22 protein-coding genes are annotated in these 24,359 nt (G+C 49.7%); 14 read left to right on the forward strand and 8 right to left on the reverse strand.

Annotated elements, in window-relative coordinates; genetic code table 11:
* Window positions 1-71: 71 nt before the first annotated feature.
* Complete coding sequence (locus tag Q0499_RS02695; protein ID WP_299195777.1) at window positions 72-440, reverse strand: hypothetical protein; 369 nt, start codon at window positions 438-440, stop codon at window positions 72-74.
* Window positions 441-720: 280 nt separating this feature from the next.
* Between Q0499_RS02695 and Q0499_RS02700 the strand changes: the two genes are divergently transcribed.
* Complete coding sequence (locus Q0499_RS02700; RefSeq protein WP_299195779.1) at window positions 721-1,221, forward strand: low molecular weight protein-tyrosine-phosphatase; 501 nt, start codon at window positions 721-723, stop codon at window positions 1,219-1,221.
* Window positions 1,218-2,243: a UDP-N-acetylmuramate dehydrogenase gene (murB, locus tag Q0499_RS02705; RefSeq protein WP_299195781.1), complete on the forward strand. Its 1,026-nt coding sequence runs from the start codon at window positions 1,218-1,220 to the stop codon at window positions 2,241-2,243. Before Q0499_RS02700 ends, murB begins: the two co-directional genes overlap by 4 nt.
* 78 nt (window positions 2,244-2,321) lie before the next feature.
* Here the strand turns inward: murB and rne are convergent, their stop codons facing one another.
* Complete coding sequence (rne, locus tag Q0499_RS02710) at window positions 2,322-5,537, reverse strand: ribonuclease E (RefSeq protein WP_299195783.1); 3,216 nt, start codon at window positions 5,535-5,537, stop codon at window positions 2,322-2,324.
* Window positions 5,538-6,034: 497 nt separating this feature from the next.
* Here rne and rluC point away from each other — a divergent pair, with 497 nt between their 5' ends.
* From rluC to Q0499_RS02730, 4 genes are all read left to right on the forward strand, one after another.
* Window positions 6,035-7,015: a 23S rRNA pseudouridine(955/2504/2580) synthase RluC gene (gene rluC, locus Q0499_RS02715; RefSeq protein ID WP_299195785.1), complete on the forward strand. Its 981-nt coding sequence runs from the start codon at window positions 6,035-6,037 to the stop codon at window positions 7,013-7,015.
* 10 nt (window positions 7,016-7,025) lie between these two features.
* Window positions 7,026-8,132, forward strand: a complete 1,107-nt coding sequence (locus Q0499_RS02720) for a DNA-binding protein (protein WP_299195787.1) — start codon at window positions 7,026-7,028, stop codon at window positions 8,130-8,132.
* Between the two features lie 133 nt (window positions 8,133-8,265).
* The gene (gene cysB / locus Q0499_RS02725; RefSeq protein WP_299195789.1) at window positions 8,266-9,240 is read left to right on the forward strand and encodes an HTH-type transcriptional regulator CysB; all 975 of its coding nucleotides are present in this window, start codon (window positions 8,266-8,268) and stop codon (window positions 9,238-9,240) included.
* A 92-nt stretch (window positions 9,241-9,332) separates the two neighbouring features.
* Window positions 9,333-10,316 (forward strand): pseudouridine synthase, encoded by a 984-nt coding sequence (locus Q0499_RS02730; protein ID WP_299195791.1) that lies wholly within the window; start codon window positions 9,333-9,335, stop codon window positions 10,314-10,316.
* A 16-nt stretch (window positions 10,317-10,332) separates the two neighbouring features.
* Here the strand turns inward: Q0499_RS02730 and Q0499_RS02735 are convergent, their stop codons facing one another.
* Genes Q0499_RS02735 through Q0499_RS02745 form a run of 3 tightly spaced genes read right to left on the reverse strand, consistent with a single transcriptional unit; the run spans window position 10,333 to window position 13,463 of the window.
* Entirely contained in the window at window positions 10,333-11,346 is a 1,014-nt protein-coding gene (locus Q0499_RS02735) for an LLM class flavin-dependent oxidoreductase (protein ID WP_299195793.1), read from the reverse strand.
* Window positions 11,336-11,755 carry a heme-binding protein gene (locus tag Q0499_RS02740; RefSeq protein ID WP_299195795.1) on the reverse strand — a complete coding sequence of 140 codons (420 nt, stop codon included), beginning with the start codon at window positions 11,753-11,755 and terminating at the stop codon, window positions 11,336-11,338. Before Q0499_RS02740 ends, Q0499_RS02735 begins: the two co-directional genes overlap by 11 nt.
* 1 nt (window position 11,756) lies before the next feature.
* Window positions 11,757-13,463 carry a sigma-54-dependent Fis family transcriptional regulator gene (locus Q0499_RS02745; RefSeq protein WP_299195797.1) on the reverse strand — a complete coding sequence of 569 codons (1,707 nt, stop codon included), beginning with the start codon at window positions 13,461-13,463 and terminating at the stop codon, window positions 11,757-11,759.
* Window positions 13,464-13,580: 117 nt separating this feature from the next.
* Here Q0499_RS02745 and Q0499_RS02750 point away from each other — a divergent pair, with 117 nt between their 5' ends.
* Entirely contained in the window at window positions 13,581-14,468 is an 888-nt protein-coding gene (locus Q0499_RS02750) for a LysR family transcriptional regulator (RefSeq protein ID WP_299195799.1), read from the forward strand.
* Here Q0499_RS02750 and Q0499_RS02755 read toward each other — a convergent pair.
* Window positions 14,461-15,042 carry a DUF2889 domain-containing protein gene (locus Q0499_RS02755; protein ID WP_299195801.1) on the reverse strand — a complete coding sequence of 194 codons (582 nt, stop codon included), beginning with the start codon at window positions 15,040-15,042 and terminating at the stop codon, window positions 14,461-14,463. The two genes, Q0499_RS02750 and Q0499_RS02755, sit on opposite strands and share 8 nt — an antisense overlap.
* A gap of 110 nt (window positions 15,043-15,152) precedes the next feature.
* Window positions 15,153-16,073, reverse strand: a complete 921-nt coding sequence (paaX, locus tag Q0499_RS02760; protein WP_299195803.1) for a phenylacetic acid degradation operon negative regulatory protein PaaX — start codon at window positions 16,071-16,073, stop codon at window positions 15,153-15,155.
* A 550-nt stretch (window positions 16,074-16,623) separates the two neighbouring features.
* Between paaX and Q0499_RS02765 the strand changes: the two genes are divergently transcribed.
* The 6 genes from Q0499_RS02765 to maiA all read left to right on the forward strand — a co-directional run bounded on the left by Q0499_RS02765 (window position 16,624) and on the right by maiA (window position 21,925).
* Complete coding sequence (locus Q0499_RS02765) at window positions 16,624-17,646, forward strand: TRAP transporter substrate-binding protein (protein ID WP_299195805.1); 1,023 nt, start codon at window positions 16,624-16,626, stop codon at window positions 17,644-17,646.
* 10 nt (window positions 17,647-17,656) lie between these two features.
* Window positions 17,657-18,172: a TRAP transporter small permease gene (locus Q0499_RS02770; RefSeq protein WP_299195808.1), complete on the forward strand. Its 516-nt coding sequence runs from the start codon at window positions 17,657-17,659 to the stop codon at window positions 18,170-18,172.
* Between the two features lie 51 nt (window positions 18,173-18,223).
* The gene (locus Q0499_RS02775) at window positions 18,224-19,552 is read left to right on the forward strand and encodes a TRAP transporter large permease (protein ID WP_299195810.1); all 1,329 of its coding nucleotides are present in this window, start codon (window positions 18,224-18,226) and stop codon (window positions 19,550-19,552) included.
* 57 nt (window positions 19,553-19,609) lie between these two features.
* Window positions 19,610-20,092 (forward strand): universal stress protein, encoded by a 483-nt coding sequence (locus Q0499_RS02780; protein ID WP_299195812.1) that lies wholly within the window; start codon window positions 19,610-19,612, stop codon window positions 20,090-20,092.
* Between the two features lie 174 nt (window positions 20,093-20,266).
* Window positions 20,267-21,193 (forward strand): LysR family transcriptional regulator, encoded by a 927-nt coding sequence (locus Q0499_RS02785; protein WP_299195814.1) that lies wholly within the window; start codon window positions 20,267-20,269, stop codon window positions 21,191-21,193.
* A gap of 99 nt (window positions 21,194-21,292) precedes the next feature.
* Window positions 21,293-21,925, forward strand: a complete 633-nt coding sequence (maiA, locus tag Q0499_RS02790) for a maleylacetoacetate isomerase (RefSeq protein ID WP_299195816.1) — start codon at window positions 21,293-21,295, stop codon at window positions 21,923-21,925.
* Between the two features lie 79 nt (window positions 21,926-22,004).
* Here the strand turns inward: maiA and Q0499_RS02795 are convergent, their stop codons facing one another.
* A complete protein-coding gene (locus Q0499_RS02795; protein ID WP_299195818.1) occupies window positions 22,005-23,228 on the reverse strand; it encodes an HDOD domain-containing protein in 1,224 nt (407 codons plus the stop codon).
* Between the two features lie 174 nt (window positions 23,229-23,402).
* Here Q0499_RS02795 and ylqF point away from each other — a divergent pair, with 174 nt between their 5' ends.
* Entirely contained in the window at window positions 23,403-24,359 is a 957-nt protein-coding gene (gene ylqF, locus Q0499_RS02800; RefSeq protein ID WP_299195820.1) for a ribosome biogenesis GTPase YlqF, read from the forward strand.

Consider the following 24,359-nt stretch of genomic DNA (forward strand, 5'->3'; position numbering starts at 1 on the left):
AAAACCGTTCTTTCTGTATGAATATAGGAAAAAGTATGATTTAGCTTTTGTTGTTGTTTAAGCAACCTTCCTCACCTCAAAGGGTGAACCCCTTTATCCCATAGTCTCAAAATCCGCCCCTGATACTCGATGTAAGCCCACGGATACCCGGACACTTTATCATAAGCTTCGATAGCCTGGTCCAGCGTGTCGAAGTCATCAGAGTATTTGCAGTTTCTTTCCTGATCGTCCCACTTGCCTGCTATTACTGAGAATGCAGTTTTTCTTAATCGATCATTCTCTGCAGCCATTCCCAGGCATAGCGCCTGGAGCTCTTCAAACTGAACGTCAATACCATGTATCCAGTCATTAACCCTTTCAAAGCTGCAGTCTATTGGCATTGTTACGCCGTCCTGAGTTTCTGTTAAAACCTCACCCAGTTCATTCATAGTAAAGCTCATATGCCAAAGCCTCTGATCGGTTTTGATATTGAAATTAAGTGACAGGCAAGTGCCTTCGCACTTTTCAGAACTCTTAAAAATGGTGTGCTGATTACCTGAGATGAAACAAATAGATAAGACTGATCTGGGGAATATGTCCCCGCTATTTTGATAGGGTAGAGTTTCAAGTCTAATTCTTCTTATATTTCCCGTTTTTCTTTCTGAAAACCATTTGGTAAGTATTTGTTTTATAATATGCGTAATAGCCTGTTTTTTTTAGGCAAAACTACACCGAAAAATAATGGTTAATTATTTGAAAAATATAGATAAAAAGGCTGTTTTATTTGTATGCCTGGGTAACATTTGTCGCTCTCCGACTGCACACGGTGTATTTCGGGCGCTGGTGGAGCGGCGGGGCCTGGCCCATCTGATCGAGATCGATTCGGCGGGCACGGCGGCCTATCATATCGGCAATCCGCCGGATCATCGGTCAGCTGCAGCGGCGTTGCGGCGGGGTTACGATCTGAGTGATCTGCGTGCCCGTCAGGCGATTGCTGCGGACTTTGGTCATTACGATTACATTATCGCGATGGATAAAGAAAATCTTGCTGAGCTTAAATCTATCTGTCCTGCCGGGTTTCAGGGATACCTTGGCCTGTTTCTTGATCTGGCTGAACTGTCTGTACTGGAAGTGCCTGATCCCTATTATGGCGGTCCCTCCGGTTTTGATCAGGTACTGGATCTGGTGGAAGCGGCTTCTGAGGCGCTTTTAAATCGTATCGCCAAAGAGCTTAATCAATGAGTCTTCAGTTTCAGGAAAATATCTCTCTTAAGCCCTATAACAGTTTCGGTTTTGATGTGTCGGCGCGCTATTTCGCGCTTCTGGACAGTATTGAGCAGTTAGCAGATCTGCGCGAGTTTATGCAGCATCAGGCTATCCCTGTGTTGCTGATCGGCGGGGGGAGTAATCTTGTTCTGACCGCGGACCTGGATCTGTTGGTGGTGGTCAACCGAATTCGCGGATTACACATTAGCGATAATCCGGATGGAACCGTTTCAGTGACCGCGGGTGGTGGTGAAGACTGGCATCAATTTGTTCGCTGGACCTTGGAGCAGGGGGCATATGGCCTGGAAAATTTATCCCTGATTCCCGGTACTGTGGGTGCGGCTCCGATTCAGAATATCGGTGCTTACGGTGTCGAGATTAAAGACCGGATGTTGAGTCTGGAGGCGTTTGATCTGGAAACCGGCGAACAGGTTGTCTTTACGTCGGCCGATTGCCAGTTTGATTATCGTGACAGCATTTTCAAAAGTCGCTTCCCGGGGCGCTATCTGATTATCGCCGTAACTTTTACCCTGAGTCGTGAGTTTACTCCTGTGCTGCATTATGGTGGCATTTCCGGTCAGTTGGCGGATCGCGGTATAACATCGCCTGAGCCGCTGCAGTTTAGTGATCTTATCTGTGAGGTGCGTAATAGCAAACTGCCTCAGCCAGAACAGCTGGGAAATGCAGGGAGTTTCTTTAAAAATCCGGTAATACCTGAGGATCAGGCGCAACAACTTAAGCAGGTTTTTCCCGGTATGGTGGTTTTTGCCGATAAGCCTGGGTACAGTAAGCTGGCCGCGGGCTGGCTGATCGATCAGCTGGGTTGGAAAGGGCGTACTCAAGGTGATGCTGGGGTCTATGAGAAACAGGCGCTGGTGCTGGTAAATCATGGTAATGCTACAGGTACGGATATTGTTGAGCTGGCTGGTGCGATTCAGGCGGATGTCTATAAGCAGTATGGTGTAATGCTTGAGATTGAGCCCCGCTGTTATCCCTGATAGATCGAATGACTCTGCTATACGCAGAACATAAAAAAGCCGGCTGAATAGCCGGCTTTTTTGTCAGTTTACAGAGTCTCAGCTATCGCTGTTTTCCTGCTGACGCGGATCATTAGGCGCGCGGCGCTGGCGACGCTGACGTGGCGCCGCTGCTTCGGCTTCCGGTGCCGCAGTGGGTGCTGCTTCACGACGGGGACGGGCAGTCATTACTTCATCAGGTGCTACAGCCGGTGCTGTCAGATCGGGGCGCTTGCGCACACGACGTCCGGTAGGGCGTTGCTCCTCTTCAGTAACTGTCTGCGCAGCTGCCTCTGGAGTTGTTTCGATTTCGATTTCAACTTCGAGAGTCTCAGCTGGCGTAATCGTATCTGCAGTCGTCTCAGTGACAGGCTCTGCGGCGACGGGGGCTTCTGTAGCTACTGTTTTAGTTTCATCGACAGGCTTGGTCTCAGAAACGTTTTCTGTAACGATAACCTCGTCAGCTACGGTCGCTGCAGTCGCTATCTCTTCAGGGGCGGTTTCTTCTACAGCTTTTTCAGCTATAGCTTCTTCAGCTACAGCTTCTTCGGCTACCGTTTGTTTAACTAGTGTCACTTCTTCCGCTACAGCTTCTTCAGAAACAGGTGTTTCGTCAGCAGGAGTCTCAGGAGTAGTGACTTCAGCAGCCTTAGTTTCAACAGCCTTAGTATCAGAAGCCGCTTCGGGCTGTTCGATCTGTTCCGCTACAGTGTCTGCTGCGTCGGGTTCAGTCAGCTCAGTCACCGCAGGTTCGGCCGCTTTTTCAGTAACTGCTTCTACAGCTACCGGTGCAGATTCTACAGGTTCTGGTTTAACGGCATCGGCAGTCAGGTTGTCTGCTGTCTCAGAAGATTCTGCAGCGGTAGACTGATCAGCTTCATTGCTGGTTGAGCTATCTGCTTTTGGTCCACGACGACGCTGGCGGCGCTTGCGTGGAGCTTCTTCAGTCTTAGCGTCGGCCTGAGAATCACTCTGAGTCTTTTCTGCAGGCGTTGGCTGGCTAGCTTCACTGTCAACCGGCAGTTGTGCCGTTGTTTCTGCTGCAGCATCGGTTGTGGTTAGCTGCTCATTCGTTTCGGTAGTGTTGCTGTCAGCAGTGCGTTTACCGCTTCGCTCACCGCGACGACGACGTCCGCGACGGCGTTCGCCGCGCGCGCGTCCATCTTCATTCTGCTCAGCAGGCTTGTCCTGTTCGTTACTCTTTTGAGGGGTTTCCTGTTGAGTAGCGTTCTGTTGGGCATTGTTTTGCTCTTCAGGTTTATCCTGTTGAGAGTTTTTATCACGCTCGCTACGACGGCGATTGCGCGAACGTCCACGACCAGAATCTTCAGGGGCTTCATCACGATCACGTGATCCCTGCGGTTCAGGCGTATCAGACAGGTTGTCAATAATCGTGTCGTTGTCACGGCGTTGATTGCGGTTACGATCACGATCACGGCGATTGTTGCTGCCACCGGTGCGTTTACGACCGCGTTGTTTCTTATTGCGCTCTTCCTGCTCCAGTTCCTGCTTGGCTTTTTCCTGCTCCAGTCGGGCTTTCTCTTTGGCGTCTTCAGAATTGCCAAACAAACCGCCCAGGGCATTGAAAATGCGACTGGTCAGGGAAGGGGCTGCAGCAGTCTGCTGAACAGGTGCTACCGGCTGCGGTGCAGGTGCTGCCTGTGCCGGAGCCGGTGTTGACGGTGCAACAGTACTGACTGCAGCGCGCTCACGAACAGGCTGCGTTCGGGCGGCTTCTACTTCCAGCTCTTCCTGAGGCTCAGGTTGCAGGGTATAGCTGGCATCATTGGTGTTGATCACTGTGTGATCATCCCGCAGGCGAACCACTTCGTAATGAGGTGTTTCCATGTTCGGGTTGGGTATAACCACCACACGAACTTTATGACGTAATTCAACTTCGTGAACTTCACGACGTTTTTCGTTGAGCAGGAAGGTCGCCACAGAGACCGGCAGAATAGCGCGAATCTGCGCGGTGCGGTCTTTGGATGATTCCTCTTCAATCAGGCGTAGAATCGACAGTGCAAGCGACTCTGGATCACGTACGGTGCCCTGGCCATTGCAACGAGGGCAAACGGCTCCACGGCTTTCGATCAGCGATGGACGTAGTCTCTGACGAGACATCTCCATCAGGCCGAAGCGGGAGATGCGACCTAGCTGTACGCGGGCACGGTCTACCTTCAGCGCATCACGCATCCGGTTTTCAACATCGCGCTGGTTCTTAATGGGGGTCATATCGATAAAGTCGATAACGATCAGACCGCCGATGTCTCGCAGGCGTAGCTGGCGAGAGATCTCATCAGCGGCTTCCAGGTTGGTCTGCAACGCGGTTTCTTCAATATCGTTACCGCGGGTTGCGCGGGCAGAGTTGATGTCGATCGATACCAGTGCTTCAGTGGGGTCGATAACAATAGAGCCGCCTGAAGGCAGGTGGACTTCACGCTGGAAAGCGGTTTCGATCTGGCTCTCAATTTGGAAGCGGTTGAACAGAGGGATCGCTTCATCATACAACTTGATCTTGTTCTGGTAGCTGGGCATGACCTGCTGAACGAAGTTCAGGGCTTCCTGATAGACCTCTGGCTTATCGATTAGCACTTCACCGATGTCCTGGCGCAGGTAGTCGCGGATTGCACGGATAACCACGTTGCTTTCCTGATAGATCAGGAAGGGCGCGCGACGCTCTTCAGCAGCTCCGGTAATCGCTTCCCACAGGGTCATCAGATAATCAAGGTCCCATTGCAGCTCTTCTGAGGTGCGACCGATGCCGGCGGTACGTACGATGGCGCCGGTCTTTGGCGGAATGGTGACGCCATCAAGCGCTTCTTTCAGCTGTTTGCGATCATCGCCTTCGATGCGGCGGGAGATACCGCCTGCACGTGGGTTGTTCGGCATCAGTACCAGATAGCGGCCTGCCAGGCTGATAAAAGTGGTCAGCGCAGCACCTTTGTTGCCGCGCTCTTCCTTATCAACCTGAACAATGACTTCAGTGCCTTCAGCGATCACTTCTTTAATATTAGGACGTCCACCTTTATCGGTGCCCTTTTTGAAGTATTCGCGGGAGATCTCTTTGAGAGGCAGAAAGCCATGGCGCTCGGAGCCATATTCTACGAAAGCGGCTTCCAGGCTAGGTTCAACCCGGGTGATTTTGCCTTTGTAGATGTTGGCTTTTTTCTGTTCGCGGGAGCTGGATTCGATATCCAGATCATAAAGGCGCTGCCCATCAACCAGGGCAACGCGCAACTCTTCTTGTTGAGTTGCGTTAATTAGCATTCTTTTCATTGTTTGTTAGCGTTCTCTTATAACACTAACGCACTTCATCCGGCCGCAAGCCACACAGAGAGGTGTCTGCAAACTAAACAGACACAGAAAACCAAGTCTTCGTAACGACTCATGTGTTTAACTTAATGCCAGGCAACACAATGATGTTGTCTGGTCTTATCGACGGTGAAGGAAACAGTTGCCTCATATCGACTTCTTATTTCGAGTCTGATCAGGTTGTGTCTGCCGGTTTATATTGGCAGGTTCCGGGCAACTGACATCTTCACCTCCAACTGGCTTTGTAATTCAGGGCATTGCCAGCTGGATGAAATACGTAGTAATTCTCTTAAAATTGATGCTGTACGAGGGATTCAAACCGATTATTTGCCTGATTCTTCAAACTAAATTGCAAAATAATAGGGAATTTCAAATTAGCTAAAGCCAACTGCCCGCAGCAGCGCTAGAATATAGCAGCTTAAACAGATAGCATCAATCGAAAGGTCCGATATCCCATTAATATGTCAGAAGAAACAGCAGTATCAGCCCCTGCAGTGCAATGGTTTGAAATAGATTCAGAGTTAGCCGGGCAGCGGATAGATAATTTCCTGCGCACCCGTCTAAAAGGTGCTCCTAAAACATTGATCTACCGGATTTTACGCAAAGGTGAGGTCAGGGTTAATAAAAAGCGCATTAAACCGGATTACCGTTTACAGGATGGCGATCTGGTCAGAGTTCCGCCTATCAGACTGAGTGAAGAGAAGCCTCAGGCAACGGTCAGCGATAATCTCAAACATCTGGTTGAGAACGCTATCCTGTTTGAAGATGATGATCTCATCGTGTTGAACAAACCTTCAGGGCTGGCGGTTCATGGTGGCAGTGGTATCAGCCTTGGTTTGATAGAGTCGATCCGCCAGATACGCCCGGATGCCCGTTTTCTTGAGTTGGTGCACCGGCTGGACCGGGATACCTCGGGCTGTATTATGGTGGCTAAAAAACGCAGTGCGTTGCGCTTTCTCCATGCCGCGCTGCAAGCTAAACAGATCACCAAAATCTACCATGCACTGGTAGAGGGTAAATGGTCTGCCCGCAAAACAAAGGTCGACGCTCCGCTGCAAAAGAATGAACTAAAGTCCGGAGAGCGGATCGTAAAAGCCCATCCTCTGGGAAAGCCTTCGCTCACCGAGTATAAGGTTTTACAGCGTTTTGATGGTTTGGCTACACTGGTTGAGGCGCGGCCTATCACCGGACGTACCCATCAGATCCGGGTGCATTGCCAGTTTGCAGGACACCCGATCATTGGTGATGATAAATATGGTACAGACCCGGTCAATCGGGAGATGAAAGGTTACGGTATGCGCCGTTTATTTCTTCATGCTGCTGAGCTACGTGTACCTCTGCCATCCGGTGGCAGAAAAATTTTCCACGCCCCATTGGGGGATGAGTTGGAAAACGGGTTAAAAAAATTGCAGAAAATTGACGGGCAGTCATCAGCCCGGTAAGGCGTTATCAATGAGTCAACAGATTAATACTGAAGAGTTTAATAAAGCAGCAGATGCCATGCTTAAAAGTGGCAGAGCACCCAATACCGATGATCTGGCAAAGGTGCTCGGGGTGGTGCCAGAGCAGCTGGTGGCACTGCTGGAACAGTGGTGGACGGTGTTGCCTGATCGGATGCGAATGTATGGCGATTCCTCGCCTAAAATGCCGGAGCTGCCAGAATCCTTAGTCCATAGCTTTGAGTCTATGTGGCAGCTTGCTGTACAGGAAGCGCAGTCCTCTTTATCGACCGATAAGCAATATCAGCAACTGGCCAGTGAAGATGCTCGTCGACACTCAGAAACCGAACTGTTTAAGGCGCAAAGTCAGCAGGCGGAGATGGATCAGAATGTTCGCGACCTGCAGCAGCAGCTGGTGCAGGAGAAACATCAGATCCAGGTGTTGGAAGCAGAGGTTTCGGTGCTGAAAATAAACCTGGGAACCGCCATCTCTGAGCAAAAAGCTGAAGAGCAGCGTCGTTTGAATGTCGAGCAGGAGTTGAACCTGCTGCAGAAAAAAATGGACGACTCTAAACGTACCTTCGATCAGCGCATTGTCGATGAGCAGCGACACAGTCTTGAACAGGTTGCTAAGGTTGAGGCCGATACCCGCTATTACCGTAGTGCGCTGGAAAAGTTTCGCGATGAGTGTGGTCGTAAAGAGTCCGCTCTGACCAAAGATATCCATAACCTTCAGGCTCTGGTGGCGAAGAAAGATGTCAAGCTGGAAACATCTGCGACTCAGATTAAAACGCTGGAAGCAGAGCTAAAGCGATATAAATCTGAAGATAGTCAGAATGGCCGCGAGCGGAGTCAGCTAAGTAGTCTGTTACTAACGGAACAGAACCGCAGTAAGCGCCTTGAAGACAAAGTCAATGAAGTTAAAGAGGAGCTGAAGCGGGTTAATCAGAAAAACCTGCTGGCGGTTAACGATGCATCCCGGCGTGAAAATATGCTTCGGGGACAGGTTAAAGATAAAACCGAGGAGGTGATGCGTGCAACCGCTCGGCTGGTCACTCAGGAGAAAAAAATCACCTCATGTGAAGAAGAGATACGTAAGTTACGTAATCGACTGAGCTGAACGGAAGACGCCAGATTATTCGCTAAGCCGACCTTTGTTTAGGTGATGCTGAAGATAGGTTTTCCGAAAACGGTAACGGTGTATTATAATCAATAGTTATTAAAATATAGTTTTATCGTTGTTGGAGGTATAAATGAAGCTGCAGCAGTTGCGTTACATCTGGGAAGTGGCCAGACATGATCTGAATGTCTCGGCCACTGCACAGAGTCTTTATACTTCTCAGCCGGGTATTAGCAAACAGATACGCCTGCTTGAAGATGAGCTGGGTGTTGAAGTGTTTGCCCGCAGCGGAAAACACCTTACCCGGGTAACGCCTGCCGGTGAAGCGATTCTTGAGGTGGCGGGTGATATTCTGCGTAAAGTAGAAAGCATCAAGCAGGTTGCCCAGGAGTTTAGTGACGAAAGAATGGGGAGTCTTGATCTGGCGACGACTCATACTCAGGCTCGCTATGCCTTGCCACAGACAATTAACAACTTTATGAAAAGCTATCCGGATGTTTCCCTGCATATGCATCAGGGAACGCCGATGCAGATTGCAGAAATGGCCGCTAATGGCACGGTGGATTTTGCCATTGCGACTGAAGCGATGTCGCACTTTAATGATCTGATTATGATGCCCTGTTACCGTTGGAATCGCTCGGTCGTTGTGCCTAAAGATCACCCCCTTGCCCAGGTGGCTAAACTGACGCTGCAGGACGTTGCTCAGTACCCCATAGTCACTTATGTCTTTGGCTTTACTGGCCGCTCAAAGCTTGATGATGCATTTAGCCGGGAAGGGCTGGAGCCAAAAGTTGTCTTCACTGCGGTCGATTCTGATGTTATCAAAACCTATGTTCGCCTTGGATTAGGCGTCGGAATTGTCGCCAGTATGGCATTTGATGAGAATCAGGATCAGGACCTGGTGCGTCTTGATGCCAGCCATCTGTTTGAGTACAGCACCACAAAGATTGGTTTCCGTAAAGGTACCTTCCTGCGGGGTTACATGTATGATTTCATTCAGCAATTTGCACCTCATCTGACTCCTGATGTGGTGAAGCAAGTACAGTCATGCAGTAACCGTGCAGAGATCGAAGAGATATTTTCCCGTCAGCAGTTACCAGACCTCTGACCGGCAGGCGGTTTTAAGAAGCCATACAGATCTGCTGCCAGAAAGCCTCCCGTGAGGCTTTTTTTATATTTTTGATGCAGGGTTCCGGTCCATTGTCAGTCTACTTTACACTTATTTTTAATCTTTCTGATATTGAAGGTTCTGGTGCCTCTCAGCAGTTTCCTCTGTCGTTGACTGAATTTCTGCGTTCACGCCTGACTGATGGGGATGGTTTAAGGCTGACAGAACTGTTGGCTGATGGCTATATCAGTGTCGATAACACCGAAGTTTCAACTGATCAGCTGCTTAACGGAACTGAACAGCTCTGTGTGAGGTTGCCGGATCACGCTGAAGAGGACGTGGACACAGGCTGGCGGTTGCTGTGGCAAAACAGTGAGCTGATGGCGGTGTATAAGCCGCATCAGCTACCGGTTAGCCGTACTACCCGTAATCTCTATAATACCCTGATCTCTCTGGTGCGGCGGCAAACACCTTATTATGATGCCCGCTTGTTACATCGGTTGGATACCGAGACGGCCGGGGTGATGTTGTTAGCGAAAGATGCAGACGCAGATCGGCGCTGGAAGCCTCGTCTGCATGAACTGATTCATAAAAAGATCTACCACGCCTGGGTTGAGGGTGTGCCTGACTGGCAAGCAAAACTCATGGAGTGTGAGTTATCTGAAAAAAACGGCAGCTTAATACGCAGTCAGGTATATGTCGTTGATCCGGCTGAGGCGTGTCACTTTATAAAGCCGCGCCATACTAAGACGGAGTTCAGGGTAATAACCAGTTATGCAGGCAGGGCACTGATTGAGTGTCACTTGTATACGGGCCGAAAGCACCAGATTCGTGTTCAACTGAGCTATCTGGGTTATCCGCTGGTGGGTGATAAAATCTATGGACATCAGGGGTATTATTACCTGAAGCGAATAGAGCAGGGACTGGACGATACCGACTTTGAACGGCTGGGCAGCCCCTATCATCTGTTGCAGGCAGTTGAGCTAACACTGGATATTGACGGCCAGGTGGTGACGCTAGCGTTACCGGAAGAGCAGCGATTGCTGTCGGTTTCTGATCGGCCGGTTCACAACTGAACCGGCTTTTACCTGCTTAAAATGCGGCCATCAGTTTGCGATAACTGTTGCAGCGATCTTCAAAACCGTGGGTGACATTCACCAGCATCAGTTCCTCTGCATGGTAGTGTTGTGCCAGTAGTTCAAGTTCTTCACGGCACTCAGTCGCTGAGCCGCTGACCACTGAATCAAGGGTTTCCTGATAATAGGCCTGATCCGATAGTGGCAGCTTGTTGACAAGACTCAGAGCTTCCTCAGGACTGCGGATATGCTCACGAATACCGTGGCGGAACGCCATCACTTTCCAGTACATATTAGGGGCGGCCAGATAGGCGGCCTCCTCTTTACTGTCAGCGCAGAGGCAGGCGACCGAGAGGATTGTCTGTGGCTGCTCCAGTCCACGTCCATTGGGCCGGAACCTTGTTTTATAGCGTTCAAAGATCTCTGCTGGCCGTTCATGGGTGCCGATAAACAGTGCCAGAACAAAACCCAGACCGAGCTCAGCAGCCAGATCAACACTGCCGCTGCTGGACCCCAGCGTCCATAGTTGTGGGGCTGTGGCATTGATCGGCGTGGCGTTGATACCGAAAAAAGGGTGTTCAGCGGGCAGATTGTCATGCAGAAATCCGCTCAGATCACTCAGCAGGTGAGGGTATAGCTCTGCGGTGTTGGGTCTGTTCGGAAAAGCCAGCGCTCTGCTGGTCAGGTCAGTACCGCCGGGTGCGCGGCCAACGCCCAGATCGATTCTTCCCGGGTTGAGTGCTTCCAGCGTGCGAAACACTTCAGCCACTTTCAAAGGGCTGTAGTGGGACAGCATGACACCGCCGCTGCCGACACGAATCTTTTGGGTATTCTGGGCGATATGAGCAATCAGAATTTCCGGGCAGGAGCTGGAGTAACTGGCAGTATCATGGTGTTCAGCAATCCAGAAACGGTGGTAACCCAGCTCTTCGCACAGCTGCGCCAGGCGGGTAGAGTAGTGTAGCCCCTGAGTTTGAGACTGGCCGTCGTGAGCTGGAGACTGGTCAACAACGCTGAGCTTAAACTTCATCGGTTGCTCCTGCAGGGGTGAAGCCGGCCTGGTCGATAGCGGCAAGGGCGATCATTTTATCTTCTGCGGCGCTACCACCAGAGATGCCGACGCCGCCGATCAGTTGGCCCTGATGAAACACCGGCTCACCTCCGGCAAATAGAATCAGACCTTCATTGGTCTGTTCAAAGCTGTCCAGTTGCTGTTCCCGCACGAGTTGGCCCAGTGCTTCGGTGGGGGCGCCAAACAGTACGGCGCTGCGGGCTTTCTTCTGGGCAATGTCAACAGACCCTAGTGGGGAACCATCCATGCGTTGAAACGCGCACAGGTTGCCACCAGCATCGCAGACAGCGATGTTTACATTAACGGTTGCGTTTGTGGCGAAGGCGATCGCCTTATTCAGTAGCTGCTGGCTTTGTTCAAATAACATCTTATCCAATCTCTATATTCAGTTTTTTTAGCCGGTACGCCAGTGTCGGGCGGGTGATATCGAGCATCCTGGCTGCCTCAGCCACATTGTTTTCCGCTTTAGAGATAGCGTATCTCACCAGCGCTTCTTCAATTTTTTCCATCGACCCCAGTTGCTCTATAGCCTGTTGCGCCCAGTGGCTATCCGGGTTCTGAGGTGAGGGTGTGGAAGAGTCGATCAGCTGCCCGGAGGTTGAGATCATCTGACTGTTGCTATCACGATTCATGTTGGGGAACAGGTACTGAGCGTCGATGGTTTCGCCATTTTCAGCCAGTATAAGCCCCCGCTCGATTACATTTTCCAGTTCCCTCACATTTCCGGGCCAGTCGTAACTAAGCAACGTTTTTGTTGCCAGGTCAGATAGTCCGAGGGTTTTTTTGCTGTAGTACGCCTCATATTTACGCAGGAAATACGTCGTCAGCATTGAGATATCTTCGCGCCGTTCTCTTAACGGTGGGATTTCAATCGGATAGACATTGAGACGGTAGTAGAGGTCAGCACGGAAGCGACCGGTCTCAACGGCTTTAATCAGTGATTCGTTAGTGGCGGCGATCACCCTGACATCAACTTTGCGTGTCTGGGTGTCGCCAACCCGCTCCAGTTCTCCTTCTTGCAACACTCGCAACAGGGTTGCCTGGGCGCGGGGGCTAAGTTCAACCACTTCATCGAGAAAGATAGTGCCCCGGTGAGCGCGTTCGAAGCGGCCTTCTCGGGTCTGCGTTGCCCCGGTGTAGGCGCCTTTCTCAACACCAAACAGCTCTGCTTCGATCAGGTCGGGAGGAATGGCTGCACAATTGACCGCGATAAAGGGTTCGACCGAACGACAGGAGTTTTCATGTATGCCTTTGGCTACCAACTCTTTACCTACACCGGTTTCACCCAGCAGCAGCACCGAGACTTTTCCGGTTGAAGCTTTGTTGGCCAGTTTGCAGACCCGTTGGAAGCCGTCTGACTGGCCAATAAAGTTCCCCAGACTTGCGCTGCTGTCTATCTTGTGGCGCAGCACTGAAAGCTGATTCTGAAGATCGTACAGCTCTTCAATAATGGGGGTTGTTTTAAAGTAGTTACGATAGCTTTGGTAATCATCCCACTCGGTAGCTGGTTTGCCTTCAAACAGGCATTGAGGATCACCGCAGCCACGGCATTTGATCTCTTTGAAGATGATCTCCTGTCCCAGTAGTTCGGAGGCGAAACTGCTGGCATGCCCAACCAGTGCCCAACAGGCCGGGCCGTCAGTGAGACCCAGTTCAGAGATGAACATTTCGGCCTCGTAGGCATCGTGCATATTCAGTAGGGCATAGAAATGTTTATTGTCCGGGTCAATCTCGAGTTTAAGTTCTTCAACCTTTACCGATCCTTTTAATGAGTCGAGCTGAAAGCCTGTCCTGAAGAGTTCTTCGGGTTCGATATCACCGGCCAGTCGTTTCACCAGTTCCGCATCTTTTTGTCCCAGGCTGTAGCCCAGGCGCATAAAGAAGCCTTTAGCCCGTTCCAGGCCAACAGTGAGTATCTGCTCCTTACGAAAGTTTGTCAGTGAGGCCAGTTGCATTAGCAGCATCCGTTGCTCACCAAACCAGACGGTACCATCACTGTTCTGGAATCTAACCTGCTTTGATAACTCGTGGATGTCAGGGCTCCTTGTACTCAGGTGTTTGGCTGCAATATTCATTAAATAAGCACTCTGGATGGTTATGATTGTTATCAAATCATCATATATGATTGCTTATATAAAAGTATGATGCGGATGTGTAATATATGATCCCATATATGGGTTTATGGTGATGAAATGAACTATCAGGATCTCTATCTGTTTCTCAAGGTGGTTGAACGCGGCAGCTTTCTTTCGGCTTCTGAGTCGTTATCAGTACCGACGTCGACGGTGAGCCGTAAGGTGCAGCAGCTGGAAAAAGACCTGGGCTATAAACTGATGCATCGTAGTGCCCGCAAGATGGTGCTTACTGAGGCGGGGATGAAGTTTTATAACCGTTGTCTTCCGCTGTTTGCTGAGCTGGAGTCTGCCGCAAAAGAGCTTGATGATGAGCTTGCTGAGCCTTCGGGGCTGCTACGGGTAACGGCGCCGGTCAGTCTTACTAACGATCTGCTGGCTGAATGGTTCTTTAAATTTATGGAGCGCTTTCCGCGGATTAATCTTGAGTTGATTGTTGTTAACCGCAATATTGACTTGGTCGAGGAGGGTATTGATGTTGCGTTTCGTATTGGCGATGTGCGCTTGCAGAACTGGATCTCCCGGCCGCTGTTGCAGTCAAGTTTCAGTGTCTGTGCCAGCGATGATTATTTGCGTCGACGGGGAAGGCCTAAGCATCCGCAAGAGTTGCATCAACACACTCTGATATTAACCCGGAGAAACCCTGTGTGGAGTTTTAGTGGGCCGGATGATGAGGTGGTCAGAATAGACGGTGAGGCACGGCTTAAAGTAGATGAACTGAATATTGCCGCAAGGGCGGCGGAAAACGGTCTGGGGATTATCAACCTGCCTGATTATGTGGTGGATAAATCTTTAAACGCCGGGCGTCTGATAAAACTGATGCCCGGCTGGCGGCCACTTCCGCGGCAGGTGTATATGTTATATCCGGAACGCAAATATATACCCGGTAAAGTGCGACTGTTTATTGAGTATGTGATGTTTCAGGCGAATGAGAGTCGGGTCAGTTGACTTCACGGGTGGTGATTAACTTTTCCGGTTCATAAAACTGCGGCCAGTATTTTTTAACCACCTCTCCGGTGCTATCGAAGGTATGGCAGGTATTCAGTGTATGCGGCCGGTCATGCTCATCATCCTGCTCTTTTCTGGCTTCCCGGGCCTGATGGGTTGCCTGAAATGCGGTGGTTGCGACTGGCCCGAGAAGTTCCAGCAGGTGGGTGCAGCCATTTGTGCCGCTGAACAGTTCTTTGCATTTTTTTGTGAAGCCGGGTGCAATTCTTAGCCCGGTCAGTTGCTTATACGCGTCCGCAATTGAAGGGCAGATGCGGAAAGGGGTGTGATCCATGCTGGACACGGCATCGATGATGTTAAAATCAAGGTCAATGGTAATCCGGATAGACATTTCGTGGATCGGCACACCGGGTTCAACAGCCGTATCGCTTCTGTCGCGCAGCATAATTGGTACTGTTTTAATATCGGTGAGGTGTCCTTCAATATCCCAAAGTCCGTCGGTTCTTTCAAACCCTTCGCAGGTGACGGTACGGGTGTGCATCTTTTTCCGCTCAGCGGCTTGTGGTAATGGCATAGAATCAGTTCTGTGTAGTCGAAAAGGGATTAGCTGGCAGCTTTTATGGCTGCTCTTTGTTTTATTAATTCCATAAACTGTTTTGAGTTGCAACAGTTTGTTGCAGTTGCTTACAGACCGCCAAAACGTTTATAGAAGCGTGGGGCGGGTTCTGGCAGTGAGCCATCAGCGGTTTCCTGGGTTGCGGAGAGATGGTCCTCTGCTTTCTGATAGATTAACCGATAGATGTTTCTGCAAAGGACTCTAGCTGATGTTCCGCACCAGTCAGCAGGCAGCAGCTTCTCCGGCAGTTGTGGGTCACGCAACAGAATTCTGCGATAGTAATGAATCAGCAGGGTGCGCAGCTGAAAACATTGTTCAGGGTCCAGTTCGGGTTGTGCTTCTACGGCTCTGAGAATCGGCCTGAAGCGTTCCAGAAATGACTGATAGCCTTCTGCCAGCTGATCGAGATTCCAGCACTCATGTACCAGCTCTTTCAGTGGTGATGAGGTTTGATTGCCAACCAGCTCTGATCGCATATGAATAACATCATTGAGTACACATAACTCCTGCAACGTGGCATTTACATCGGTCATATCCGCCATTGGGTGTGCCATGATACTAGGGGCGATGTTACCGAATCCGAGCCACTCAAGCTCTTTTTTAACCACTTTACGTAACTCGTTATCAAGCTGCGTAGTAACGATCATGTCCCATTTGCCGTCCCATTCAGGGTAAAGCTCGGCATAGATCCGTCTGAAGGCAATTTCAAATCGGCGGCGTCCGGTGTCGGTCAGGCTGTAAAAACTTTTACGGCCAACCTGGCTTGACGCGAGCCAGCCATCTTTTGTCAGTCGGAATATAGATGTTCTGACCAATCGCTGGTTAAGCCCCAGGGGCTCCAGCAGTTTGATCAGGCTTCCGAGCCAAACTGTTCCCCCCCGGGGCGATATGGCATCGCCATAGATGGTGATAATCAAAGAGCCTCCGCGGATGGGGCGTTGATTCTTAAAATCATCAACCAGCTCTTCAATACAACGAAGTTTGTTCATGCGGCTCTCATACAGTCAGAACGGGAAGGGTATTCAATGCTTGTCATCGGACATTACCCGCAAACCAAAGAGTTTATGTGCAAAAAAGTATCCCATCAAGCTAAGAGAAGGCAATTATATCCCTATGGTCTATAAGTAATTATGCTGTTGGTCTTTATTGTCGCGGGGCCTTCATACGGGTGTGTAATCGTTTTCTCCGTTTGCGCAATGGTCGCGGGGTTGTAGCTGATTCTTGTTTATATCTGTTTACGGGCAAATGCATCTAAGTTAACATGTTAACTATATTGCATTGATGGACACACTAGAACTTCCATTGCCTGAGTGCCGAGTCTTTTCAGACGGGGTGTCGATAAGCATTAAGATAGTGTGTTATTGATACAAATATACTACGTTATTTGTATAGAATTGTATCACGTTGTTGGTTATGATTCGAATTGACCTTATTGCAGAGATGCAAAGGTAAATAATAAATAGGGGCAAAGCCCCAACAATCTCTTATAAAAATAATTGACGTTAATAGCGTCGAAGAGATAGCCAGGAGATAGAACGAATGACAAAAATGACTTTCCTGAAAACTGCTGCCGCAGTTGCTTTGGGTGCATCCTTTTCTGTAAGTGCAATGGCTGAAACTACACTGCGTGTAGCCAGTTGGTTGCCACCGACCCATCCGCAAAATGCTGTTGTCTGGCCTACCTGGGCTAAGTGGGTTGAAGACGCCACTGAGGGACGGGTTAAGGTTGAGATTGAGTATGGTCTGGGCCATCCAAAAACGATGTTTGAACTGGTAGAGGATGGCGTTGTTGACGCGTCATGGAGCTATCACGGTTATGTGCCGGGTCGTTTCAAGCTGACACAAGCTGTTGAGCAGCCTTTGCTGGGTGCAAGTGCTGAAGCAGCCTCTGTTGCTCACTGGCGTGTGCATCAAAAATACTTCGCTAAGGCGAATGAGAATGATGGTCTTGAAGTGATCGGTCTGTTTACTCATGGCCCGGGTCAGATTCATCTGGCGAATCCAATTACTTCACTGTCTGAGCTGAGCGGTAAGAAGATCCGCCTTGGTGGTGGTGTACAGGGTGAAATCGGCGAGCGGATGGGTGTTACTGCAGTCGGTGCTCCGGCACCAAAAGTATATGAGATGATGCAGCAGGGCGTTATCGATGGCGTCTTTATCCCTATGGGTGAGCAAAAATCTCTGCGTCTGCATGAAGTAGCCCGCAACGTTGTTGCACTGCCGGGTGGCATGTACCTGGGTAGTTTCGGCATCTTCATGAATCCTGATTTCCTTGCCGACCTTGATGCGAAAGACCGCGAAGCGATTCTCAGTGTTTCCGGTGAAAAACTCTCCGCAATGGCGGGTCGTGCCTGGGACGCTGCCGATGTTGAAGGTCTTAAAGCCGCTCAGGAAAATGGTGTTAACGTTGCGCTGATTAAGCCCGGCGAGCCTATGGCTGAAGAGTTTAAGGCTCTTACTAAGGGTATGGATGAGGCATTCTATGAGTCTGTAGCTGACCGTGATGTTGATGCTAAAGCTGCTCTTGCCGAATTGCGCGAAATTGCCCGCAGCTATAAGTGAGGAGTTTGATATGTCCTTGAGTGCCTGGATTACAGAGCACTATGAGGAGAAGGGGCCAGTCGTATGGCTGGCCTTTTTCCTTGAGTTGATTGCTGCTCTCACGCTTTTTTTTATGATGATGCTGACCTGTGCTGATGTATTTGGTCGCTATTTTCTTGGCAATGCTGTAGACGGCGCAACAGAGCTGACCGAGATGAGTCTCGCTATCCTGGTTTTCGCAGAGATGCCTGTTATTACCTGGCGCGGTGGTCATGTCGTGGTCGATATCCTTGATCGGTTACTGGGTAATACGCTGATTAAAGTTCTGGGGCTGCTGTCGGCTCTGCTTATCTCCACATCATTGTATTTTCTCGCTGTACGTATCCATGAGCTTGCAATGCGCTCCATGAGCCGCGATGAGGTGACTGAGTTTCTGCAAATGCCGGTGGGGTATATTGTTGAATACATCGCCATCATGAGCTGGGCAACCGCTGCGCTGATGATCAGCTATGGTATCTACCGGTTGTTATTTCTATCCCGGGATTGATTCCGGGCTGCCGGGTATAAATGCGCTGATAACGTTACAGGTATTATAAGAATGATTACTGCATTAATTGGTTTTGCAATATTACTGCTGTTTATCGTCGTGGTTCGCGTGCCTATTGCTTTTGCGATGGGCTTGGTGGGCTTCTTCGGTTTTGCATATATGCAGGGACTGAGTTTCGAAAATTTTATGGATTTCAACTGGAACTCCTCTTTATCGATGGCTTCCAAGCGGGTTATCAATACCGCTCAGGAATATAGCCTGTCGGTGATTCCGTTATTTATCCTGATGGGAAATCTGGTAACTAAGTCGGGTCTTTCCCATGAGCTATACCGCGCCTCCTATGCTTTTCTCGGGCATCGTAAGGGCGGGTTGTCTATGGCAACCGTGGTTGCCTGTGGCGGTTTCTCTGCCATCTGTGGTTCCAGTCTGGCTACGTCTGCAACCATGGCCAAGGTCGCTATGCCTCCGATGCGTAAGTATGGATATGCAGACTCGCTGGCAACCGCATCAATCGCTGCCGGTGGCACACTGGGTATACTGATTCCACCGTCAGTTATTCTGGTGATCTATGGTTTGTTAACAGAGACCAGTATTCGCGAGCTGTTTGCTGCTGGCTTTATTCCGGGTTTTCTGGGTATTTTACTCTATCTCTGCGCAGTACGTTTTGTCGTCTGGCGCACGCCGGAAGCGGGCCCTTGCGGTGATAAAATGGACTGGCCGGAGCGCATTCAGGCATTGAATGGTGTCTGGGGTGTGCTGGCACTATTTTCAATCGTCATGGGGGGGATATACATGGGTATATTCACTCCAACTGAAGCTGCAGGCATTGGTGCGGGTGGGGCGTTTGTTATTGCGCTTTACCGCCGATCGCTGAACTTTGGCAGTCTGTTTGATATTCTCACCGATACTGCGCGTACCTCGGCAATGCTTTTTGGTGTGCTTATCGGCGCGCTGATCTTCTCAAACTTCATCAATCGTGCGGGTTTACCGTCTGATCTGCTGGATCTGGTCAATAGTCTCAACGTAGCCCCGATGGTCGTCATTCTGGTGATTCTGGCAATCTACATTGTGCTGGGTATGGTGTTTGAAAGCTTGTCGATGCTGCTGTTGACGATACCGATCTTTTTCCCTCTGGTTCAGAGTCTGGGTTTTGATCTTGTATGGTTTGGTATTGTTGTGGTTGTGGTGACAGAGATTAGTCTGATTACCCCGCCGGTCGGTATGAATGTCTTCGTACTGAGTGCGGTGCTGCGAGATGTGAAGGCCAGTACAATTTTCAAAGGGGTTACCCCGTTCTGGTGTGCTGATATTATTCGTCTCGCACTGATTACACTGTTTTCATCGATCTCACTTTTCTTACCAGAACTGCTGTATCGCTAAACTGTTAAGTTACAATATTAAGGCCCCGCGGGGCCTTTTCTATCTGAGGGTTTGAATATGCTGCCTGATGTAAAAAAAATTCTATACGCGTCTGATATTGATAAAGGTTCACGGCCTGCATTTCGTGCAGCCGTCAGTCTCTGTGGTCACTATCATTCTGAGATTACCTACCTGCACGTGATAGAGCCTCTGAGTGCCTCGGCTCAAAGTATCGTGCAAACGATGATAAATGATTCGACCCTGAACGAATTGCATGATCAGAGTCTGGCAAACCTTAAGCTTAAAATTCAGGAGCGCATTGAGCGTTTTTGCGAATCAGAGCTTGAGCAGAGTGAGATGCTAACCGAAGGCTCTATCAGCTCCAGAGTCGAGGAGGGGGCTCCCTGGAAAACCATTTTACGAGTAGCTGATGAGATTGATGCCGATGTTATCGTCATGGGAACCCGAACTCACTCTGCGATGGGGCAGTTCCTGTTGGGGTCTACCGCGAATAAAGTGATGCATAACTCAAAGCGTCCGGTATTGATTGTGCCGCTTTAACGACGGTCTTTGTAAATACGGTCTTTGTTAATAAAAAGCGGCAATTGATGCCGTTTTTTTTTATTCGTAGCTGTATCGTGGGTCAGATGATTATCCGCTTTGTCGAATTAATATTGTTTCTTCTAAGGTGCCCTGATAGCGTTAAGGCTGATCACGGTTATGGAGAGTCGGTGAATGGATGTATTGTCGGCGATGAGCGTATTTGTGCGGGTGGTGGACCTTAAAAGTTTCTCCCTGGCCGCAACGGAACTGGGAATTTCCAGTTCATCTGTGAGTAAGCAGATTTCACATCTTGAACAGCATGTAGGTGCACGGCTGTTGCAGCGAACAACCCGGCGGCTGAGTGTCACTGAAGTCGGTGCGGCTTATCATGAAAAATGTCAGCGTATTCTTGCAGAGGTAGATGAAGCCGAAAACCTGGTGTCGCAACTTCAGGGTAAGCCTCGTGGTGTGCTGAAAATAAACTGTAACATGACTTTTGGTCAGTTACTGCTTGCTAAAGCAATACCCGAATTTATGGCGGCTTACCCGGATGTTCAGCTGGAAGTTGCCCTTGATGATAGTGACGTGGAGCTGCTAAGGGATGGATTTGATCTGGCGCTGAGAATTACCCATCCTAAGCTGCCCGATTCCAGCCTGATTGCCCGTGAGATAGCATCTATACCGCTGTTCCTCTGTGCTACTCCTGATTACCTGGCTCAGCATGGCTATCCGCAAACGCCTGACGCACTTAAGCAGCATAATTGCCTGGTGTTTATGCTGGCGAGTAATACCAATGCCTGGACACTGACAAACGCTGCGGGCAGTCAGACTATTCAGGTCAGCGGTGACCTGAAAGCCAATAATAGTCTGCTGGTTCTACAGGCGTTGCTGGCGCATCGCGGCGTGGCTAACCTGGCGTCCTTTGTGATTGAGCAATATGTTAACCAGGGGCAGCTGGAGTTGCTATTGCCGGGCTATGAAGCTGAGCGGCTTAGTCTGTATGCGGTCTACCCGGAGCGGAAGTATGTCCCGCCTAAAGTCAGTCTGTTTATTGAGTTTTTTAAGGACTGGCTGGAGAAGAACCTGCAGCAAAAACTAAACCATCAGTGCCTTGTGTAGTCTCTGCTTATGAGCATGTGTGGGCGGTCTGATATTATCAATTAGCTTTAAATTATATTTATAATTAATTGATATATAGATTATTAGAGGAAAGTTTGAATGATCTTATACGATTACTGTCGCTCGTCAGCGGCTTACCGTGTGCGTATCGCGCTTAATCTTAAAGAGGTTGACTATCAGCAGGTGCCGGTTAGTTTGCTTGCGGGAGAACAGGGCTCTGCTGAATATCTGGCGCGAAACCCGCAAGGGCTGATTCCCGCACTTCAGGATGGAGATCTGCTGTTAACTCAGTCACTGGCGATCTGTGAATACCTGGATGAAACCTGTTCAGAGGTGCAGCCGCTGTTGCCAAAAAATCCTGCCGACAGAGCTAAAGTTCGGGCTATGGCTCAGCTGGTGGCCTGTGACATTCATCCGCTTAATAATCTGCGGATGCTTAAATATCTAGTGTCTGAGTTAGGTGCTAGTGATGAGCAGAAAATTCAGTGGTATCAGCACTGGATCTACCAGGGGTTTGATGCGCTGGAGCAGTTACTTGCCGAAACGGCAGATGAGTATAGTTTTGGTGGTGAAGTGACGCTGGCTGATCTCTGTCTGGTACCTCAGGTGTTTAATGCCAATCGTTTCAATTGTGCACTCGATAGCTATCCTAATATAGTGCGGGTGAATGCGAATTGTGTGAAGCTTAAAGCATTTGCCAGCGCGCACCCGGATCTGCAGCTTGGCGCATAAAAAGCGCGTATAAGACGAACAAATAAGCAGCAGGCCGCAAATGCGGCCTGAGGTTACGGATTAATGGATGCTGCGTCTCTTAACCTATATCACTGAGGGCCTGCATCGCCTCTTTGCTCCAATCGAGCGCTTTGCGATAGCTCGATTCATAAAGGTTTGAGTCGAAGTTAGTCGGTAACAGGTCCCAGTCGCCGGCTTCATAATAGTCAACGTGCAGCAGTGTTTCGCCCATCTCTCCCTGGTTGAACAGGATCGCATTTTTAATTTCGTCACTCAGCGGAACTTCTTTGAGCATCGTTTCACGATCAATATCCAGCAACAAGTGCAGGTTGGACATCATGCCGGTCATGAAATAACTGCCATGATTGCTCCGTTTAGCGGCCAGCGCGATCTCTTCACACATCCGGCCCCGTACCAGCAGGCTGCGGCAGATCTCTTCCGGTTTACCGCTCTGGTTGTTCAGGGCGATCAGGGTTGCCCACTTTCTGATCTGCGCCATGCCAAGCATGACCACCGCTTCCGTCAGGGACTCAACCTTGCGCACCAGAGAGTAGGCCGCCGAGTTAACAATCCGTAGTAGTTTGTAGGTCAGAACAGGGTCACGTATGATCAGGTTTTCGAGGCGTTCCGGTGTGGTATTGGGGTTTTGCAGTTCCTGTACCAGTTCAAACAGGGCGGCCTGGTTAGGATCAACTTTTTTCCCCTTCACCATTTTCGGTTTACTGAGGAAATTACCCTGAAACAGTTTAAAGCCGAGTTTATTACACTCTTCTAGCATCTCCACCGTCTGGATCTTCTCGGCCAGCAGGGTCACCTTAAAGGGGCTCAGCAGCCGAACTTGTTCGGCAACCTCTTCAAAACTCATATTCTGTACATCAACCTTAACGATCTGGGCCATCTTCAGCAGCGGCTCATACGCAGGTTTATAAGTAAAATGATCCAGTGCTATCCGATAACCTGCTTTAACAAGGCGGTAAACAGCGACGATCACATCCCGGTCTACTTTAATGCTTTCATGAATTTCGAGGACGATATTTTTACGTGGAAGTTCTGGAAAATCATCTGACACCAGCAGGTCGCGATTGAGGTTAATAAACGCGGGTACCCGCTTCAGCTCACCCTGATCAGAGATGCTGGTGTAGGAATTGAGGATCACTTCGCTGGTGTTGCCTGAATTACGGAACAGTCCGTTTTCAGTATCCTGTCCATCCCGGTATAGCAGTTCATAGGCAACAACCCGCTGGCTGCGATCAAAGATCGGTTGTCGGGCCATCAGAACTTGTGAATCTGATGTGGTTTCCATATAGGTTTTTTCCATTAAAACTGCTTTTTGGTTAAGCATATAAGCAATGGCGTTTGTTGTCAGCAGGGCATATCACCATTACAGGTAATCCGATTATCGGATAAACGGCGAAAGAAGTCGCTGTTTTCTATGCGACAGGTATAATGTTGCTCCCTGATTTAGCAGACTGTGATTATGAGTACGATTAACTGGTTCCCGGGCCATATGCATAAAGCCCGCAAAGAGATCGCCAAGGTAATGGACGAGATCGATGTGGTCATTGAGGTGCTTGATGCCCGCCTGCCTGTATCCAGTGAAAATCCGATGGTATCTCAGCTGCGTAAAGGGACGCCGGTTATTAAACTGCTGAATAAAAGTGATCTGGCTGATCCACAGCGAACCCAGGAGTGGGCGGATTACTATAATAGTCTGCCTGACACTCAGGCGATCATGATCGATTACTCGCAAAAAAAGCTGATCAGTACTATTCCTGATCTGTGTAATAAACTGGTGCCTTCCCGCAGTAATAATGGTCGCCAGGTGCGGGCGATGATTATGGGAATTCCCAATGCCGGCAAGTCCACCATGATCAATGCGCTGCTGGGTAAGAAGATTGCCAAGGTTGGTAATGAGCCCGCCGTCACCAAGGGACAGACACGCTTTACCTTGCGCAACGGTATGGCGTTATCCGATACCCCGGGGATGTTGTGGCCAAAAATTGAAGATATTGATTCCGGTTACCGACTGGCTGCCAGCGGAGCGATTAAGAATACCGCTATCGAGTTTGAAGATGTTGCGCTTTATGCTGCTGAGTTTCTGCGTAAGGACTACCCGGATCTGTTAATGGCCCGCTATAAGCTGAAACAGTTGCCCGAGCGCGGCGATCAGGTGTTAGAAGCGATTGGTCGCAAGCGGGGCGGTCTGAGACCCGGTGGCAAAATTGATATGCACAAAGCATCAGAAATATTGCTGAACGAGTTGCGGGGTGGCCAGCTAGGCCCGATAACCTATGAAACCGTCGCCGAATGGTTGGAAAAGTGGGAACGGCAGAGGCTGGAGGCTGAGCAGCTCGAACAGGAAAGACTAGAACAGGAACGGTTAGACGCAGAGTCACAGAGTGATCGCTCGGCTCACCGAAATAAAGGTAATTGA

The organism is uncultured Amphritea sp. (genome assembly GCF_937127095.1).
Classification (GTDB): Bacteria; Pseudomonadota; Gammaproteobacteria; order Pseudomonadales; family Balneatricaceae; genus Amphritea.

Excerpts from the sequence above, each read along its gene's own strand:
- Q0499_RS02765 (WP_299195805.1), top strand. The coding sequence starts at position 16,624 with ATGACAAAAATGACTTTCCTGAAAACTGCTGCCGCAGTTGCTTTGGGT.
- Q0499_RS02735 (WP_299195793.1), bottom strand. The coding sequence starts at position 11,346 with ATGAAGTTTAAGCTCAGCGTTGTTGACCAGTCTCCAGCTCACGACGGC.
- Q0499_RS02785 (WP_299195814.1), top strand. The coding sequence starts at position 20,267 with ATGGATGTATTGTCGGCGATGAGCGTATTTGTGCGGGTGGTGGACCTT.
- Q0499_RS02795 (WP_299195818.1), bottom strand. The coding sequence starts at position 23,228 with ATGGAAACCACATCAGATTCACAAGTTCTGATGGCCCGACAACCGATC.
- Q0499_RS02775 (WP_299195810.1), top strand. The coding sequence starts at position 18,224 with ATGATTACTGCATTAATTGGTTTTGCAATATTACTGCTGTTTATCGTC.
- Q0499_RS02755 (WP_299195801.1), bottom strand. The coding sequence starts at position 15,042 with ATGCCATTACCACAAGCCGCTGAGCGGAAAAAGATGCACACCCGTACC.
- cysB (WP_299195789.1), top strand. The coding sequence starts at position 8,266 with ATGAAGCTGCAGCAGTTGCGTTACATCTGGGAAGTGGCCAGACATGAT.
- murB (WP_299195781.1), top strand. The coding sequence starts at position 1,218 with ATGAGTCTTCAGTTTCAGGAAAATATCTCTCTTAAGCCCTATAACAGT.
- Q0499_RS02745 (WP_299195797.1), bottom strand. The coding sequence starts at position 13,463 with ATGAATATTGCAGCCAAACACCTGAGTACAAGGAGCCCTGACATCCAC.
- rluC (WP_299195785.1), top strand. The coding sequence starts at position 6,035 with ATGTCAGAAGAAACAGCAGTATCAGCCCCTGCAGTGCAATGGTTTGAA.
- paaX (WP_299195803.1), bottom strand. The coding sequence starts at position 16,073 with ATGAACAAACTTCGTTGTATTGAAGAGCTGGTTGATGATTTTAAGAAT.
- Q0499_RS02740 (WP_299195795.1), bottom strand. The coding sequence starts at position 11,755 with ATGTTATTTGAACAAAGCCAGCAGCTACTGAATAAGGCGATCGCCTTC.
- Q0499_RS02695 (WP_299195777.1), bottom strand. The coding sequence starts at position 440 with ATGAGCTTTACTATGAATGAACTGGGTGAGGTTTTAACAGAAACTCAG.
- ylqF (WP_299195820.1), top strand. The coding sequence starts at position 23,403 with ATGAGTACGATTAACTGGTTCCCGGGCCATATGCATAAAGCCCGCAAA.
- Q0499_RS02720 (WP_299195787.1), top strand. The coding sequence starts at position 7,026 with ATGAGTCAACAGATTAATACTGAAGAGTTTAATAAAGCAGCAGATGCC.
- maiA (WP_299195816.1), top strand. The coding sequence starts at position 21,293 with ATGATCTTATACGATTACTGTCGCTCGTCAGCGGCTTACCGTGTGCGT.
- Q0499_RS02700 (WP_299195779.1), top strand. The coding sequence starts at position 721 with ATGGTTAATTATTTGAAAAATATAGATAAAAAGGCTGTTTTATTTGTA.
- Q0499_RS02770 (WP_299195808.1), top strand. The coding sequence starts at position 17,657 with ATGTCCTTGAGTGCCTGGATTACAGAGCACTATGAGGAGAAGGGGCCA.
- rne (WP_299195783.1), bottom strand. The coding sequence starts at position 5,537 with ATGAAAAGAATGCTAATTAACGCAACTCAACAAGAAGAGTTGCGCGTT.
- Q0499_RS02750 (WP_299195799.1), top strand. The coding sequence starts at position 13,581 with ATGAACTATCAGGATCTCTATCTGTTTCTCAAGGTGGTTGAACGCGGC.
- Q0499_RS02780 (WP_299195812.1), top strand. The coding sequence starts at position 19,610 with ATGCTGCCTGATGTAAAAAAAATTCTATACGCGTCTGATATTGATAAA.